Genomic DNA, 17,700 nt, shown 5'->3' on the forward strand with positions numbered 1-17,700 from the left:
AAATATCAGACTGTAGGATTTGTTTTCTGATTCAAAATGTGTAATTTCGAATCGAGAACAAACGATTTACAATCTGCTTCCTGCTCATGCAGGGCTCACACAGCCGTTTGGCGTGATTGGGGATTTAGTGGAATTAGCGTTTTTTCACTACATTTACGTTAAGCCGAAAATACTCGGTTTCAAAAGTCCCCAACCACGCCAAGCGCCAAGACGTTGGCAGTAACTTAAGAAAAACAGAACTTAAAAATGGAAATAAAAATAAATAATTTTAGGAGTTTTGAAAATCAAAACTTTGACTTCTCTAGAGTAAACATCCTAATTGGAGAGAATAGTGGTGGAAAAAGTTCACTATTAAAGTTTTTATTGTCTCTTAAACAAACTATAGATTCGCCTTTAGAAAGTAATTTAAAATTGCGAGGCGATTTAACAGATTTGGGAAACTATCAAGAAGTTGTAAAAAATAAAATTAAAACGAAAAAAATTCAATTTGGCTTTTCACATGGTGAAGAATATTTAAAATATTTCTTAGATTTTATAAATAGATTTGAAAAAGAAAATGAAAAATTAGAAAACTCAATTATTGTAAACCTCTTAAATGAAATCACAAAAAACGATTCAAAAACAAATATTAATTTTTCAATAAATTCTATTCTTAATAATCATAAAAATATTTCAACTATAATAAAAAACGATTCAATAGGAAGAATTTTAATTAAAAGTAAGCAATTAGATAATTATGATTCACAAAGAGAGTTATCTACAAATATATTTCTAAAATTTGGAAATTTGGAAATCGAAATAGCAAATTGCTTAACTTATAAAGAAGGTTTTTTTACGCTTTTTGATTCAGATATTAGAAAAAAAATATTAGCAATAAAAGAAATTGATAATCATCAAGAGATTTATTACAAAGTAATATTTCTTTTAATTTATCAAAATTATTGCATGGAATTTATCGATGGTATTCGATTTGTAAATCCAATTGGTAGTTCACCTAAAAGATTATACTTTCAAGAAGATAAAAAATCAAATTACAAATTAATTGACATTGAAAAATTTATAAATATACTGGGTGATCCATCATTATCGGATAGAGAATTTAAGCATCGAATTACCGAACTTAATAAAATTATAAAAAATTCAGGTATCGCAGAAGAAATTGATATAGTAAAAAATAAAGATCTTCCAGTATTAGCATTAAATGTTAAAACAAAAGATTTTTGGGCAAACATTACTGATGTCGGATATGGCGTATCATTACAATTACCAATTTTATTTCAAGCACTTATTTCAGAACAATTTACTAAAAGCAAAGAGACTTTACTGATAGAACAACCCGAAGTGCATTTACATCCATCATTACAAGCAAGATTTATAGAAACATTACTTAGTATAGGGAAAAAAAATCAATATTTCATTGAAACTCATAGCGAGCATATAATTAGAAAATTACAAGTTCTAGTTAAATCTAAAAAATTCGATTTAAAATCGACAGACATAACAATTCATTATTTCAAACGAACCGAAGAAAAATTTGAAATAACAATTCATAAAATAGATGAGAATGGTCGCTTAACTCCAAATTTCCCTACTGGCTTTTTTGACAATACGTATAATTTAGTAAAGGAATTATTATAATGACAGTACTACCTTCAATAGATATTTTAAATAAATATTCTTCAAATACTCGTGATAAATGTTTTAGTGATATAAATAGTATTTTTTTTAATAGTGAAATTGATATTTTATTTACTAAAAATTACATAGAAATTATAGAAAGTGAAATAGACGACATGGAAGTATTTAGTGCTCTTTTAATCGAGTTAAGTGATAGCAATCGTTTGTCAATAAATTCAATAGACGCTGAAAATGTATTAAATAGTCAAAATGCTTGTGAAAAATTATATGTGGGAAATGTTAATAATTTTGATTCCTTATTTGTAATAACTAAAGAGGAAAATATAAATGTTACTCATTATAAATATGATTCTATAAATGAAAACACAAAAAATTCGGAATTTTTATTATTTGAACTTTTGAGATGCAATAAAATAATTTTGAAGTATTACAATTTTAAGAATGATTTGGAAATACAAAATATATTTAAAACATTATTCAATCTACCTAATAAATTAGGTCGAATTAATATTTATAACAGATACGTAGAAACCAATCATTTTCAATTTCTTAAAAATAAATCAATCTATTATTATAATCTTACTCATTTAAATTATAGGCAAAGAATTAATGAATATATCAATAATTTAGCAGTCTTAAAAAATGATTTAGGAAGAAATGTAAATTTATTTACTACTAGCAGTACGAATTTAATTCATGAAAGGAAATTATTTTTTAATCACTTTATACTAACTCTTGACAATTCATTTAATTATACCATTAAAAATGAGCCGAATTGGATATTAACAATCGAATGTGATAGAAAGGTATACCTAACAGAATGGATTAAAAAAAACTCACAATTTAGAAGATTAAATTAGAAAAATAAGCTACTGCCAACAGCTAAGGGTTCGTTGGGCTTGAAAAGCCAACAATGAACCCGCGGTTGAACGGAACCGTTTACATGCCGTTAACTTTATGGAGTTATCGTAAAATTAGTAGAAGGATTATCAAAAGGATTTAGAGTCCTCTTTTTTTTGTCGTATCATGAAAGTGGTTTTTATCGTGATTTCCTTCACATTTACTCATAAAATCCCTTACCCATAATGCTAACTTTCACAGGGACTTGAGCTGTGGCTATCGCCAAGATACCAAGCAGGCGGACCACGCTGGTCAAAAACCGCTATTCGATGCAAATTACCTGTCTTGCAACAAGGACATTTGGGTAGAAAAGGTTTCTTCTCTACTTTTTCTATCACTTTTACCTTTAGTTTTTCCTGTAGAACCTTTAATTTCTCCCGTTTCCAAAGCCTGTCCCGTTTTTGCGGGATGCTACTCAAAAAACCATAATGACGTATTTTTACAAAGCGTTTGGGCAAAATATGCAACGCAAACCTTCGGATAAATTCGGCGTGCGTGAGCGTCATTTGTTTCTTGAACCCGTTTTGACGGTAATCCTTGTATGTAAAAGTCACGTTTTGATTGTCGATGCTTTGAATGCGGTTGTTGCTAATGGCTATTTTATGGGTATATCTACCCAAATATTCAATTACTGATTTCGGACTCCCAAAAGGCTTTTTAGCAAACACTACCCACTGTTTCTCCCACAATTGTTTCTTGACTTTAGTGTAATTGTCAGGACTTCTCTCTTTTAGTTTCTCGCAATATTTTGCCCTGAAAACTTTAGACAACGCCTTGACTGGAAACAAAAATTTACCATCGCCTTGTATGTTTTGCCACTTGTTATTTTTGTCCACGCCGCCGCCAGGCACAATACAATGCAAGTGTGGGTGCCTCTTTTAAAAAAGAAACAAAGAGTTTGAATAGTTTTCTTAGCTCTGCGGGGTTTTGCTTTCTAAAATCAGAAATGCTATGATAATTTGGGCAAATAGCCTCTAAGAGCCATTGTAATTAAATATTGCGAATGCAGTCTTTTCCTAACTTTCTTGAGCTTCTAAGGCCATTTAAGTACCCGTATAAATAGATTTTAAGAAACAGCTTAGTGTCAAAACTGGGACGATCTTCTGTCTATATCGTTTGAATTGTAAAGCCTAAAGTTTGTAATGATAACGCTTCGACAAAAGCATCGATAAAACGAACGGGGTTTTCTGGTAAAATAGTGTCTTCTAAACTAGAAAAAACCATCTGATTGCGAGGAATTCCTGTAATGTGTTGCATCATTAAATATACAATTTTTCTTGCTTTTATATTAGTAATATACGTTATATTTGAAACAACATAACGACGGTTTTTTCACAGACTGACGTTAGTGGCAATGCGAAAAAAAACCGTAAATTTGATAACTAAAGAAAATAGAGATTAATTATATCACTAAAAAACAAATTATGTTAAGAGCTGGCATGGTAATAGGTTTAACAATCGCTTTTATAGGATGGATTTTATACAGATTTTTCATTAAAAAAGATTTAAAGAAAAATTTACATAGCTTATATCTTGGATTCTTTTTTATAGGAATATGGATTATATTTTATTTTTTTATTCAAACTTTTTAAAATAGTCCATTAGTTTTCTATTCAACCGCAGAAAGGAAAAATCAGCAGAAGAATATATTCTTTCTGAAATAACCGAAATTTAAAATAACTTACTTGGAAAAGATGACACTTTAGAATATAAAAATGCAAATGGAATTGAATCCACCAATGTTTAACAGGAATTATTTCAAAAGAATTGACGGAAGTTATATTAGGGAAATTTATCACCCAACTTTGTAAGAAGTTAAATTACGGAGAGATTGGATAAATAAATATCACGGAAAGTTTTACTACGCCCCAAAAGAAATAAATAATCCACATTATAAAAAAGTAGTAGTCTAATGTGAAAAAGATAAATTTAAAAGTAATTATTGCGAATAATAAGCACAGCCACTAACAGCTAGGGTTTCGTTGCGTTCGAAGAACGAACAATGAACCCGCGGTTGAACAGAACCGCTCTACTTCCACCACTATGGGGATATCGATAAACAAGTTTAGGTAATTCAAGAGGACAAAGCGTCCTCTTTTTTTTTGAGCCGTAAATTAGGCTGTTTTTATCGTGTTTTTCTTCACATCATCGCATACGTGCCCTGCCCACAAAACTATTTTTTGCAGGGAGCAGATCTTTGGCTAATGCCAAGATAGCAAGCAGGAGGACCACGCTGGTCAAAAACCGCTATTCTATGTAAATTGCCTGTTTTGCAACAAGGGCATTTGGGGAGAAAAGGCTTCTTCTCTACTTTTTCTAGCACTTTTACCTGTAGTTTTTCTTGTAAAATCTTTAATTTTTTACGTTTCCACGTGCTACCCCGATCGCGCTGATATACCACAATCGGTAGCGCAGTTTTGCAAACTGCGCCCACACTATTGAGCAAAAATTAGTGAGCAAAAAATACAAATAACACAAAAAATGTCTACAAAGTATAAAGCTACAACAACCGAAGATGCTTACTTCATTACGATAACTACACTGGACTGGGTAGATATTTTTACACGATTATATCAGAAAAAAATTATCATTCAAGCGTTACAACATTGTCAAAAAAACAAGGGTTTAGAAATCTATGGCTATTGTATTATGCACAGCCATATTCATCTGCTTTGCAAAGCAACAGATGGTTTTATGTGATCTGACGTGCTGCGTGATTTTAAAAAATATACCTCAAAGAAAATTATTGAGACCATTATAGAATAACCAGAAAGTAGAAGAGAATGGATTTTGGATTATTTTAAAAAAGCTTGTCAACATTTAAAACAAGAACAACACTACAAAGTTTGGCAAAACGGCTACCATGCGGAACACATTTACAGTAATAAATTTATAAAGCAAAAAATGGATTACATACACAATAATCCTGTGAAAGATAAAATTGTAACGACGCCCGAAGAGTATTATTTTAGTTCTGCAAGAAATTATGCGGCATTAGAAAATGAGTTAGAGGTGATTTTATTAGATTTATTTTAGTTGCCAATTGCAATGGGCACAGTTTGCAAAACTGCGCTAACGATTCTCTAAAAATAAGAGAGAGTCAACACAAACAATAATAATTATTTACAATTCGATTACACATAGTAGGTTCAATACTAAATTATAGCTCCTTTTTTACAGATGCCACTTTTTTATAGCGTACCTTACATATTAAATGAAAATCATGAAAGCACTATACATCATCCTCGGAATTGGATCCGTTATCTTCATCGGAACTCAACTTTTTGCCATGAGCAGTCAAAAAAATATAGAGACCTATCCCTACAAAGTAATCAAGAAATACAAGAACTTTGAAATACGAACCTACGAAGCCACTTTGTTTACATCGGTGCAACTTTCGGGAAATAAATACAAGGAGTCTTCTAGTAAAGGTTTTTCAATTTTGGCAGGCTATATTTTTGGTGGAAACGACAAAAATGAAAAAATAGCCATGACTTCACCGGTAGCCATGTCTCTTGATGATTCCATGACGATGATGTTCATGGTTCCAAAAAAGTTCAAAAAAGAAGCATTACCAAAACCCAATCAATCCGAGATTAAATTTCGCGAGGAACCTGCAAAAACAGTTGCTGCGATATCCTTTGGCGGTTGGGCTAACGATCAAAAGATTGCTACCTATAAACAGCAATTAAAAGCTGCTTTAAATGCCGAGGGAATAAAATACACCAATCGATTTTACTTTTTAGGCTACAATGCACCTTACGAAGTTTTTAATCGAAAAAATGAAATTATAGTGGAGTTGGAAACTAGTATTCCACAAATCGCACGGTAGATTCAGTAAATACCGCGGCTTCCTGTTTTAAGGCTAATTTTAGAACACCGTTCGGAAACCCAACCAATCCGAGATTAAATTTCTGGAGGATATATCTCACAGGAACTATAGCGCGATTTTATCGAGTTTTCTTTTACTTTTTAGTCTACGACAAATCAACTATATTTACAAAATAGTTAGAGCGTTTTGAAAACTTTAATTTTTTTTACACTAAATAAGATTGACTTTAATTCCACTGTGTAAAAAATGAAAAAATACTATTCCATTATATTATTAATATCAATTATTAATCTGGGATCTTCACAAGTAAAAAAGAGACTTTTTTATAATGAAAACAAAGTAGAAATAACAGAATTGAACTTTTATAAGCAGAAAAATCCTCAAAAGAATTTAGGTTTATATTTTGAAAATGATACCATTGCACTGTCCTTACTGATCAAAAGAAAAAACGATGGTCAGCTTAATGACAGTATTTTTAAAAATTTAAAAAAATCTCTTTCCGCTGATGTAAAACTAACTAATGAGCTAATGGTTATGGTTTATCATCCTGGAAAAGACCAATGTAATAGCACAGAAATAATTTCCGAATGGAACATTTTCGATGCTGATTATTTAAAAAAACTAAAGCGAATCGGTACCTACAATCATTTTTGGATTTATAAAGATGATGAAAACTTAAAATATTATCATCCAACTCAAGTAAAATGGGAACAAGATAACAATCAACTTATTGAAAAATTGTTTTTTAAAAATCATTATCCTTGCTTTAGCGCTGTAGTTATTGACAAAAAAGGAAAATATAGCACCTACTTTGGAGAGTTTGGGAAAACTGAAATTTGGGAGCTAGCCAAAGAACTAATGGAAGAGAAAAATTAGGATAAAAAAAAATAACAACTTTGGCCAACAACTATTTTACTATCTTTGAATTGCACGAGTTCAGTTAAAACATAATAAGTAAACAACTAAAATAATACCGATGAAAAAAATAATAGCAACGCTAATTGTAGTTTTGAGTTTTATTGCTGCTAAAGCCGCTGAAAAAGAAATTATCGCAGACGTAGTTTTTGAAAACTTAACCGGCCAAGAACTTAAATTTGGCGAATTTTTCATAACCGAAACAAATGAAAAAATTGCGATTAATGAAACTAAAAGTTTCAAAATATCATTGCCTGGCACAGGCAAATATCAATTTGGATTTACAACAAAGGACTTTACGGCTTACACCTATTATCCCGCGAGAATTACCGCCAAACAAAATATCATAACAATTCGATTAGTTGCAAAAAATGAAGCGACTTTTAATAAGAACACGTTCTCCTTTCCAATGAATTTAGACACAACTCTGACTAATAAACAAATGGAACAACTAATCATTGCTGGCAAATTAAACTTTATTATGCACGGACTGGACAACAAAATACCAAAAGAATTCGCTGTTTTCAAAGAAAAATACGGAATTGGTCTTCGTAAGGAGAATTGTGTGATGGACCCAATGTCGTTTAAAATAGCAACTGAAAACAATCAACTGATTGCTAGTTATTTAAATAAACAGTATGGAAATGATTGGGTGAATGAATTACCAAGCAAACCATTTGGAATCAAATAAAAACGTTCTAAAAAAAATCATCAAGGATTCACAAAACATTTTCCATGACAGTCAATAAGTATAGGGAAGATACTCCTAACCTTTTGTACATTTTACGATATCAATTCATTTCCATTTACGCAAATGGATTCATCAAAAATTTTGTAGACTTTAAGGTATTTAATGGCCTCGATTTCGGCATTTGTAATTGCTAAATTATCCGAATAATGATGCATCTCATAATGTTCAAGGACCCCTTTTTGTTCTAATACTTTGATTTGTAGTTTCGCTTTCTGTCTAAAATTAGCCAATTCCAGCTCAATCGTTGTCAATTTTTCTTTTGATATTTTCAGGTTTCCATTTTTATAATTGGACAAATTATAAATTTCAAGCAAATCCATTTCCTCTACTTGCTGGATTAAAATTTTCAAATTAAACGGATTGTTTACCAATGGCAGTATGATTCGTATGGATCGAATGATTCGCTTTACCACAGTTGGATCCTCTTTTCCCCATTGAAAAATTTGATCATAACAAAAGTCAATAAACTCCTCAAAATTAAATTCGTTGATTTGAATTTTTTTTGATCCTAACGTTCTCGAATCTGCTGAAGGAAATTCTTTGATGGCTAATTCTTTTGCAATTTCGCCAATTTGATCAATACAATTCAAGCAAGTAGTTGGATCATTAACGGCAGGAGAAATGGCTTTTATTGCAATGTCAACTAGTTTTCTAACGCCAAAATTAATATCCTGTGTATGACTCCTAAACTGAGCCACCTTAAAAGTATCTTTTACTAAAATACTCATTTCCTGTTTCAAAATATTGATTTGACTAGGTTTGATTTCCTCACTAAAAACCAATGCCAAAAGTGTGGTAGTGTCTTTCATGATAAACTCTCCTACAACAGGTTTCTGATAGGCATTCTCAAAAAGCGACCCGACATCAGAGTTCAAGATAAATTCCGATAATTTTTCCAATTTTTTATAATTCACGCTGTACAAATAGCCCGTTTCAAAAGGACTGAGGATTAGAATTTTAAATGTATCAGGATTTATGACAGCACGCTTATAAAGTAGATTTTTTCCAACAATCCAATTTTCGGGATACAAATTAGTAATCTCCTCCATCATGTCTATTTTAATTCGATTGGTGATACTAGAAACATTCATATTGACACTTAAGTAGGTAATCATCTTAGGATAGGACCAAGCCAAACCATAAAAAGCAAAAAGAGAACCCACAAAAAGGGTTAATAAAAAAGGTCTTTGATAAAAAAACACCGAAGCCAATTGCGGCAAAACGCACAATGATATGGTTCCCACAAACAACCCAATAAATTTTTGCATTTTAAAATCCGTAATTAAAAAATGCCGTAAAATTCGGGGTGAAAATTGTGAGATGCCAATTGCATGACTACAAAAATCACTGAAAAAGTAGTGAGCGAAATTCCAATTAGGATCGAAATCAAAACGTTAGAAACTGCGATCAACCGAGAGTACGTGTCGAAAATATTAATTTTAAAAAGCACTCCAAAATCTATATTGTACTCTAAAATCATCAAAGCAGAGCCAATAACCAGCGCATAAACAGCACCTAAAAATGTTCCTAAATCTTTTAATTGATGGATAAATATATTTTTAATCTTATATTTAAGTTTTTGTGTCATCATTGTTTCTTTAAAAAGTAAAACTACTAAAAATCAGTTTAAAAATTCGAAAGTAGGTACAGATCGCTGTCTTTTTATTACAATCAGCACAACCATCATATAATAAAAATGACACTCTTTATTGATCTGCAGTTGGTCTTATAAAATTGTATGCAAAAATACCTATTAATTAATGTATTGTTATTTACTTTTGTTTGCATTGAAATAAACCGTTTTATTTCCTCCAAAAATGAGGCAACTACCATCGAGTTAATATCCTTTCTCTAATTTAAACTGTATTACTAATGACTTTACAAATAGAAACTCCTGCCCTGCTTTTTGGTGCCACTTCGTTAATTTTATTAGCTTATACCAACCGGTTTTTGACACTTGCCACAATTGTCCGAGGATTAAAAAAAACGTACAAAGAAAAAGAGAACGATATGATTTTACTGGAAATCAAAAATATGAACTTACGACTAACGCTCATACGCAACATGCAATTGGCAGGTGTGTTGAGTTTATTCCTTTCCGTTTTTGCCATGCTCCTGTTGTTTTTAGAGCAACAGACGGCTGGAATTTATCTTTTTGGATTGAGTTTATTAGGACTATTGATTTCGTTAGGATTGTCGTTTTGGGAAATAAGTATTTCCGTCAATGCCTTGCGTTTGCATTTGAGTGATTTGCTTCAGAAATAATTTTTTTAAAAAGACATAAAAAAGAGCTGTAAAATTAAATTACAGCTCTTTTTTAGTCAAAGCAAAACACTACTGATTTAAAATCCCGTCTTCTTCCTTCTTCTCTTTGTTTAATAAATTCGGATTTTCTTTGGCTAATTTATTTTTTGTCGGAATCTTGTAATTAAGACTGAAGCCGAATTTCCTCGTATCTTGTTTACTGCTTATAAGCAAGGGCGTTTCAAACGAATTGAAAGCATTTCTATTGGTATTCAAAACATCATCCGCAAAAATAGAAAGTGTCAATTGCTCTTTCAGAAACTTTCTAGAGAATGTTAAATCCAAAGCGTTTCTGATGGGTTCCACGGCTATGAAATAAAAGTAATTGCCTTTAGGAATAATGTAATTATAATTGGCCACAAATTTTATCTTTTCTGGCAATACAATTTGCGACATTAAGTTAAACATCCAAAAGCCGTTAGTATCAACATTTGGAATTTGGTGGTATTGATAGCCGGCATACACATATAAAAAATTCATGGTGTCTGGATTCACATTCATTTTCAAAGTTTCGGTTAAACCTTTGGTAAACAACATGTACGGAATTGGCATTCCAACACTAAAATTATGAATCTTCACCTCTGGAATATTTTCATTAGTGTTGACTACCAAATCAGCATCAAGCGTGACTCTATTTATCACTTGATTCTTAGCTGAACTGATATTGTAACTAATAAAAGCATAATCAAAAGCACTCAATTTTACGTCGTAATTATCAAAAATAGTAGGTTGTAAGTTGGGATTACCGGAATAATCTACGTTTGGATTTTGATAATTGGTGTTGTTTGGGTTCAAAGCCGAAGTACTCGGTAACGTGATTTTTTTATTGTAATTCACGTTAAAATTAACTGAATTGCTAAAATTATATTGCGCACTTGCATTTGGAAAAAATCGAAATTGCTTAAAAGTACTCAAGACAGCCACATCCGTTTTACCGGTAATGTTGTACTCCTCGGCGCGACCACCCATTATAAAATTCATTTTGTCAAATTTAGTCTGCACTTCTAAATACGAGGCCGCGGTCCTCCTTTTATACTCTAAATTGAGAACACCTCTGCTAGCTGCATCAAAAAGCAACTCTTCGTACAAAGCACCCAAACTCACTTTTCCTTCATCAGAAAACTTGATTGGTTGCGAGTAATCAACCTTTGCGTTGTATAAATTTTGATTCGAAGAATTGGCTAAAGTCACTGCTGAATTCCCCACTGGACTTAATTCAAAGTCATTAGTATTGTTGTTGTAATTCAACTTGAATTCTAACTTTTTGGCTGTATTTTTAAACTTTTTCTGGTAGGTAACCACAGCATCTTGGCGCAAGCCTGAACTCATAGAGGCATCATTAGTGCTAAAACTAGGTCCATTTCCAAGCGTGTAACTGTCATTGTTGTTTTGAGTCAAATCGTAATTCAAGAGCAAACGATCCTTGCCAATATCAAATGTCAATGCCGATTTGATAAAATTGTTTCGTCCCACACGATCTGCATCTGTTTTGGAAAGTAACGAGTTCATCCCATTTTCCTGTTTTTCCAAAGCTGTCCACACCGCACTTTCTCTATAATTTTGACCCAAATTCAACTGCCATCCAAAATATTTATTCTTAGCACTCAACAAAAGACTGTTGTTCATTCTCCACCGCACCTGATCATAACTCGTAAAACTTGTACTGTTAGTATAAGTGGCACTCAAGTAATTCTTCGCATTTTTATTAGTTATAATATTCAAAATCGCTCCACCAGAAGTAGCGGGAAATTCAGCTCCAGGTTGTGTAATAATCTCGATTTTTTCAATAGCATTGGCAGGCATTCCCTCTAAAAAAGCGTTCAGTTCAGTAGTCGAAATATTTAATGGTCGACCGTCCAAGAACACATCCAGTTGTTTTCCTTGGTACATCATTCCTGCAATATCCGAGGCTATCACCCCCGGAAGTTTTTTTATTCCTTCCAATACCGAGCCTGTGTTTAAACTAGGTTGGTCTGAAAAATTAAAAATAGTACGGTCTGCTTTTTGCTCGATTGCTTTTTTTGTTTTTATAACAGTAACCTCATTTAATTCAGTTGTTTTTTCGGGAGCTTTTTCAGGAGTAGTTTGAGCAGAAACGGCAAACACACTTGCTAAAGTCATCATGGCGATTAGACCTAATTTTCGCATATTTTTTTATTTGATTTTTGCTATAAGACTTTGTAAGATAATATTTGTTACAGTTTTTAGAATAATTTTAGTACCTAAAAAAATCGGTCGTAAAAAAATTCATCTATCTTTGCCCGCTTTTTAAAATTGAAAAAAATGATAAAAAATAGTGTATTAAAAGGAGTTTTACTAGTTGGTCTAGGTGCTACGAGCTACGGAATGCTAGCCACTTTTGTAAAAATAGCCTACGGTGAAGGGTATACCACGCCCGAAGTTACCATCGCTCAATTTGTTTATGGAATTACGGGAATGCTGTTGATTAATCTTTTTCAAAAAGTTAAAAAAGGAAATGATGTAGTTAAAGCATCCAAGAAAAACATTTCTCAATTAATGCTGGCAGGAACTTCCTTAGGTCTGACTAGTATTTTTTATTATTTGGCCGTAAAATACATTCCTGTTTCGATTGCCATTGTTTTATTGATGCAAACCGTTTGGATGGGTGTTTTATTCGAAATGATTCTAGAAAAGAAAAGACCGTCAAACCAAAAAATAATAGCTGTCATTATCGTACTTATTGGCACAGCGCTTGCCACTAATCTCATTCAAAGCAAAGCAAATTTAGACTGGCGCGGCATTGTTTTAGGATTTTTAGCAGCAACCTCGTTTACCACAACAATGTTTACGGCTAATCGTGTTGCTACTCATGTATCCTCAGCACAACGCAGCCTGTATATGCTGCTTGGCGGCGCGGTTATTGTAACTGGATTTGCCATAGCTACACAAACAGGCGCATTCAATTTTGAGATTTTCCTAAAATGGGGACTTATACTGGCACTGTTTGGCACTATAATTCCGCCTTTGTTGTTAAATGCCGGTTTCCCACTTACAGGAATTGGTTTAGGAAGCATCGTTTCGGCCCTAGAACTTCCTGTATCAGTATTAATGGCTTATTTTCTATTGAGTGAAAAAGTAACACTCATCCAATGGATTGGCATCATTTTAATTATTTTAGCGATTGTGATTATGAATGTCAACTTTAAAAAAATCAGGTAACTTCAATTTGACGGTATTTACTTTTATTTCATTTAAATTTTTATAAATTCGTACTAAATAACTTTATTATGAATTTACCTTGGCATTTGTACGTGATGGCATTTATATACTTTATTGCTGGATTAAACCATTTCAGAAACCCGAGACTGTACCTGAAAATCATTCCTCCTTATTTTCCGAATCCAAAATTACTAAACCAAATTAGCGGTTTAGGGGAGGTATTTTTGGGAATTGCACTTTGTATTCCATTGCTTTCAAGCTACGCTGCCTGGGGAGTTATTGCGCTGCTGATTGCCATTTTTCCCACACATCTTTACATGTATTTTGATGAAAAAGCAAGAATGGGCTTGCCTAAATGGGTTTTACTCTTAAGAATGCCTTTACAATTATTATTAATTTTTTGGGCTTACCAATATACCTAATCCCGTGAAATCACTCTTTGAATCTTCATCAGAACCAGTGTACCTTGACTTGCCAGACGCTGAGATTATTTATTATCCTCATTTTTTTGACAAAGAAGAAGCTGATCTTATTTTTGCCAAATTAGAGACAGAAATCCCCTGGCAGCAAGACGACATTAGGGTATTTGGTAAAATTCACCCCCAACCTCGCTTGACCGCTTTATTTGGCAACGAAGGAAAACCATATTCTTATTCTAATATAACCATGCAACCGCACCCCTGGGATTTGCTTTTACATGAAATAAAGGCAAAAATCGAAACCGTTGCGGCTACTACTTTTACGACAGTGTTACTCAATCAGTACCGCGATGGAAAAGACAGTAACGGCTGGCACGCCGATAACGAGAAAGAATTAGGCATAAATCCGGTAATTGCATCGGTGAGCTTTGGTGCAGAACGAGCGTTTCACCTGAAGCATAATTTTGACAAACAGCTGAAAAAAACTATTATTCTAGAACACGGAAGCTTATTATTGATGAAAGGAACAACACAGCATTTCTGGAAGCACCAAATTCCAAAAACCGCAAAGAGTATCGGCTCCAGAATAAATGGTACTTTTCGGGTAATCAAGTAGATATTATCTTAAAAATGTAGTAGATTTGAAATAAATACTTCATACATGAACGATATTATTGCGTATTTTTCTACTATTCCTTCTTCTCACAGAAGTTTAATTCTTGTGGGCGGCATCACTTTTTTTTGGCTAATAGAAAATGCTTATCCCCTTTTTAACTTCACCTACAAAAAATGGCATCATGCGGGTATCAATATTTTCATGACATGTACCACTATTGTAGTCAATTTTTGCTTGGCTTTTATCTTGTTGAAAACAGCTGATTGGACCATTGCACACCATTTTGGTATTTTGCAATGGCTACCTAAAATGTCGGTATGGCTTTATGCTCTTACTGGACTACTGCTACTGGATTTAATTGGAGCCTATCTGGTCCATTTAGTAGAACATAAAACTAAAATCCTATGGCGTTTCCATTTAATTCATCATACTGATACGTGGATAGACACCACCACAGCAAACAGGCATCATCCTGGTGAAAGTGTTATTCGGTTTACCTTTACTGCGCTAGGCGTTTTACTCATTGGAACCCCAATGTGGCTGGTTTTCCTGTATCAAACCCTATCTGTTGTCGCAACGCAGTTCAACCATGCTAACATCTCGCTGCCAAAAAAAGTCGATACTGTTTTGAGTTATCTTATCGTTTCTCCAGACATGCATAAAGTACACCACCATCATGTTCTCCCTTACACGGATAGTAATTACGGAAATATCTTCTCCATTTGGGATAGACTATTTGGCACTTTTATGACACTCCCTAAAGAGGAAATCGTTTACGGAATCGATACGTATCCCCATCCTGAAGAGCACAATGAATTAAAAAATTTATTAAAAATACCCTTTCAAAAACAACCTTTAAAAAAAAATGAGCAAAAAATATAAAAAAAGCAATCTTTTGATACAAGCTAAATATTTTTTTCTTAATATTGGTATTAAATTAGAATTGTAAATTATTAATCATTAAAACTTATTTGAATTAATTTTCACGTGATGAAAAAGAGTAACCGAAAAGAATTGAACTGGGAACAAACAGAAAAACTTGTTACAATGGCTTTAGAAGAAAAAAATCCTTTTGAAATCATCAAAAAAGAATTTGGTCTGGCCGAGAAAGAAATTCTTGAGATCATGAAAAAGAAGATGCCAGCTGAAAAATTCGAAATGTGGAAAAAGAAAGCAACTGCAAACAAACCAAAACCAAAACCCGTTAAAATTGACGATTTTGATGAAGATTTGGATGGTAAATATTATATAAAAAACAAATTAGATTAAATACAAAGCTCCTGTAATTCAGGAGCTTTTTTGTTTGGTTTCTTCAAAATATAATTAATGTGGTATCAGTACTAGTACAAAATGATAATTTCATTTTAGAAATTATGGGACTTCATAAAACTTGGGCACTGGGAAGAAAAATTGTTGCACCAATAACAAGCATCATCAGAGCCCATCAAGAACCAGAAAATTTCACTTTTTGGAAAGGCTTTAGACTTTCCAGGAACTGAAATCCCAGGATTAATTGCTGCAGCAACATTTTATAAAAAAGGCAGGATTTTTTGGGACGTCATGAACAAAAAAAGTGTGGTAATGGTCGAATTGAAAGACCATTATTTTAAAAAATTGATAATAGAACTACAAAAACCAGAAGAAATACTGCATTTATTAAACACGAAATAATCCAATTTATCACAACAATTCGAAAGTAAAGAAGACTAAAAATCTAATTCAGTCTGCTGAAAGTTGAACCCTTTAAAAATGTATCACAATTTTAGAAATTCCCACAAATTACTCAGTTTCAAAAAGCGCTACTAGCCTTGAAAAAATAATTTTAAAGACTACAGCTTAATACCGTAAAGCGCCTCTTTCCAATCTAATTATCCCTAAAATAATCTAAACGTAGCTAGAGGAGCCATTCCAAATTAATGCAACTTGTTCTAATAAAAATAGCTGCGCATTTATTTTTGAGAACGCTGAAAATCTTGTCTAATTTTTTGTTCTTTCAGAATACTATTTAAAAAAGGCTTTGTTACCGTTTCAACTTCACTTTCAGAAATATCCAATACTTTAGGATTCGCAACTAATTGCAACCATGGTTTGGCAGCGGCAAAATCATACGCACCAAAAACAATTACCGGAGTTCCTTTTACCTTTACAGTTTCTGGATTGGCTAATTCCCATTGCTCTGCCCAATCATACAATTTGCGCGCGTCTTTTTCTTGAAGTCTTAAACAAGAATGAGAAGCGGGATATCCTGGTAAAGCATATTGATGCCATCCTACACCCAATTTATTTTCTATGTTGAAATTCCAATGTAGTTCCCACTCATCATCAAAAGTGCTGGTGGTTTGCTCTGCTTTCCAATTTGTAAAAAAAAGTCCCGTAGGAGTTTTATCTTTTTCACGTCCCATATTTGTAGGACCAGTGTAAATTAGCTGCCCTTTTTCATAAGCCGCAAAGGTTTGAGTAGGATACGAAAAAAAAACAATCTTATTGACTTCTTTCAACGATGAAACCACTAATGGAAATGGGAAGTAAAATTCTATATCTCCACTGCTATCATCTGGAATAACAACAGAATCCATTTCTTTAAAATTGGCTTCGTCAGTTCTATTTAGGGCGTACACAATATTTAATTGAGCGGCGTCACTACTGTTTTTTAACAAAAATTCTTTAGCACTTTCGATATGGTACGATCTGTTTTTAGGCTCATGTCTTTCTTTGACAGTGACAGTTTCGGTCGTTGCATCTGGTTTATCTTGTTGCTTACAAGAAAAAAACAAGATTGCGACACTAATATTTAAAAGAAGGGCTATTTTTTTCATAAGGAGATTTTATTTTTATTACTATAGATAATTCGTATAAATCATCATCGGTATTAGAATCGAATTTCAATTTTCCGCATTTCATAGTTTTAATTCTACAATGCAAAAGTGACCTATTTTACAAAGATGATTGTTACATAATTACGATATTATCTTGTCTTATTTAAATATTGGTAAAACTTTCATTCGACACTGGTTTACACCAAATGGTTCTATGTAGTAGTTGAAGAAATTATTTGCCACTACGCAGCACTGCATAAAAAAAGATCTTGTGTTTCTTTTTTAGAGGTACAAAAACGTTAATACTATGCCATTTTACCTTTTCGTAC

General features: G+C 32.7%; 16 protein-coding genes and 4 pseudogenes. 12 read left to right on the plus strand and 8 right to left on the minus strand.

Going from position 1 to position 17,700, the window contains the following annotated elements; genetic code table 11:
* Positions 1 to 246 precede the first annotated feature (246 nt).
* On the plus strand, positions 247 to 1,638 hold the full coding sequence (locus BUA03_RS15185) for a DUF3696 domain-containing protein (RefSeq protein ID WP_066081927.1): 1,392 nt from the start codon (positions 247 to 249) through the stop codon (positions 1,636 to 1,638).
* Complete coding sequence (locus BUA03_RS15190; RefSeq protein WP_066081929.1) at positions 1,638 to 2,498, plus strand: hypothetical protein; 861 nt, start codon at positions 1,638 to 1,640, stop codon at positions 2,496 to 2,498. The genes BUA03_RS15185 and BUA03_RS15190 overlap by 1 nt, the downstream gene beginning before the upstream one ends.
* 228 nt (positions 2,499 to 2,726) lie before the next feature.
* On the opposite strand, the pseudogene BUA03_RS15195 reads toward BUA03_RS15190, so the two are convergent.
* From BUA03_RS15195 to BUA03_RS17230, 4 genes and pseudogenes are all read right to left on the minus strand, one after another.
* Positions 2,727 to 3,410, minus strand: a pseudogene (locus tag BUA03_RS15195) (IS91 family transposase); the annotation flags it as partial.
* Between the two features lie 118 nt (positions 3,411 to 3,528).
* Positions 3,529 to 3,624: pseudogene (locus BUA03_RS16570) on the minus strand (transposase); the annotation flags it as partial.
* Between the two features lie 21 nt (positions 3,625 to 3,645).
* Positions 3,646 to 3,798 carry a hypothetical protein gene (locus BUA03_RS16755; protein ID WP_157492205.1) on the minus strand — a complete coding sequence of 51 codons (153 nt, stop codon included), beginning with the start codon at positions 3,796 to 3,798 and terminating at the stop codon, positions 3,646 to 3,648.
* A 913-nt stretch (positions 3,799 to 4,711) separates the two neighbouring features.
* Positions 4,712 to 4,915 (minus strand): annotated as a pseudogene (locus tag BUA03_RS17230) (IS91 family transposase); the annotation flags it as partial.
* 104 nt (positions 4,916 to 5,019) lie between these two features.
* Between BUA03_RS17230 and BUA03_RS15215 the strand changes: the two are divergent.
* From BUA03_RS15215 to BUA03_RS15230, 4 genes and pseudogenes are all read left to right on the plus strand, one after another.
* A pseudogene (locus BUA03_RS15215) lies at positions 5,020 to 5,574 on the plus strand (REP-associated tyrosine transposase).
* Positions 5,575 to 5,761: 187 nt separating this feature from the next.
* Positions 5,762 to 6,370 (plus strand): SOUL family heme-binding protein, encoded by a 609-nt coding sequence (locus BUA03_RS15220; RefSeq protein WP_066081367.1) that lies wholly within the window; start codon positions 5,762 to 5,764, stop codon positions 6,368 to 6,370.
* Between the two features lie 246 nt (positions 6,371 to 6,616).
* Complete coding sequence (locus BUA03_RS15225) at positions 6,617 to 7,246, plus strand: hypothetical protein (protein WP_066081253.1); 630 nt, start codon at positions 6,617 to 6,619, stop codon at positions 7,244 to 7,246.
* Between the two features lie 100 nt (positions 7,247 to 7,346).
* Positions 7,347 to 7,976, plus strand: a complete 630-nt coding sequence (locus tag BUA03_RS15230; protein WP_066081258.1) for an FEKKY domain-containing protein — start codon at positions 7,347 to 7,349, stop codon at positions 7,974 to 7,976.
* 92 nt (positions 7,977 to 8,068) lie between these two features.
* On the opposite strand, the gene BUA03_RS15235 is transcribed toward BUA03_RS15230, so the two are convergent.
* The gene (locus BUA03_RS15235; protein ID WP_066081261.1) at positions 8,069 to 9,304 is read right to left on the minus strand and encodes a DUF2254 family protein; all 1,236 of its coding nucleotides are present in this window, start codon (positions 9,302 to 9,304) and stop codon (positions 8,069 to 8,071) included.
* Between the two features lie 14 nt (positions 9,305 to 9,318).
* On the minus strand, positions 9,319 to 9,627 hold the full coding sequence (locus tag BUA03_RS15240) for a DUF2254 domain-containing protein (protein ID WP_139255681.1): 309 nt from the start codon (positions 9,625 to 9,627) through the stop codon (positions 9,319 to 9,321).
* Positions 9,628 to 9,908: 281 nt separating this feature from the next.
* Here BUA03_RS15240 and BUA03_RS15245 point away from each other — a divergent pair, with 281 nt between their 5' ends.
* Entirely contained in the window at positions 9,909 to 10,301 is a 393-nt protein-coding gene (locus tag BUA03_RS15245) for a DUF2721 domain-containing protein (protein WP_066081266.1), read from the plus strand.
* A gap of 69 nt (positions 10,302 to 10,370) precedes the next feature.
* On the opposite strand, the gene BUA03_RS15250 is transcribed toward BUA03_RS15245, so the two are convergent.
* The gene (locus tag BUA03_RS15250) at positions 10,371 to 12,488 is read right to left on the minus strand and encodes a TonB-dependent receptor domain-containing protein (RefSeq protein WP_066081269.1); all 2,118 of its coding nucleotides are present in this window, start codon (positions 12,486 to 12,488) and stop codon (positions 10,371 to 10,373) included.
* 135 nt (positions 12,489 to 12,623) lie between these two features.
* Here BUA03_RS15250 and BUA03_RS15255 point away from each other — a divergent pair, with 135 nt between their 5' ends.
* The 5 genes from BUA03_RS15255 (at position 12,624) to BUA03_RS15275 (ending at position 15,824) form a co-directional block, all read left to right on the plus strand.
* Entirely contained in the window at positions 12,624 to 13,520 is an 897-nt protein-coding gene (locus tag BUA03_RS15255) for a DMT family transporter (protein ID WP_066081272.1), read from the plus strand.
* A 68-nt stretch (positions 13,521 to 13,588) separates the two neighbouring features.
* Positions 13,589 to 13,942 carry a DoxX family protein gene (locus BUA03_RS15260; RefSeq protein ID WP_066081274.1) on the plus strand — a complete coding sequence of 118 codons (354 nt, stop codon included), beginning with the start codon at positions 13,589 to 13,591 and terminating at the stop codon, positions 13,940 to 13,942.
* Between the two features lie 4 nt (positions 13,943 to 13,946).
* Positions 13,947 to 14,555 carry an alpha-ketoglutarate-dependent dioxygenase AlkB family protein gene (locus BUA03_RS15265; protein ID WP_066081276.1) on the plus strand — a complete coding sequence of 203 codons (609 nt, stop codon included), beginning with the start codon at positions 13,947 to 13,949 and terminating at the stop codon, positions 14,553 to 14,555.
* A gap of 45 nt (positions 14,556 to 14,600) precedes the next feature.
* Positions 14,601 to 15,437, plus strand: a complete 837-nt coding sequence (locus BUA03_RS15270) for a sterol desaturase family protein (protein ID WP_066081279.1) — start codon at positions 14,601 to 14,603, stop codon at positions 15,435 to 15,437.
* Positions 15,438 to 15,545: 108 nt separating this feature from the next.
* Positions 15,546 to 15,824: a DUF2805 domain-containing protein gene (locus tag BUA03_RS15275; RefSeq protein WP_066081282.1), complete on the plus strand. Its 279-nt coding sequence runs from the start codon at positions 15,546 to 15,548 to the stop codon at positions 15,822 to 15,824.
* 680 nt (positions 15,825 to 16,504) lie between these two features.
* Here BUA03_RS15275 and BUA03_RS15280 read toward each other — a convergent pair.
* Positions 16,505 to 17,371, minus strand: a complete 867-nt coding sequence (locus tag BUA03_RS15280; protein ID WP_066081284.1) for a L,D-transpeptidase — start codon at positions 17,369 to 17,371, stop codon at positions 16,505 to 16,507.
* Between the last annotated feature and the right edge of the window lie 329 nt (positions 17,372 to 17,700).

The organism is Flavobacterium fryxellicola, from assembly GCF_900143245.1.
Taxonomy (GTDB): Bacteria; Bacteroidota; Bacteroidia; order Flavobacteriales; family Flavobacteriaceae; genus Flavobacterium; species Flavobacterium fryxellicola.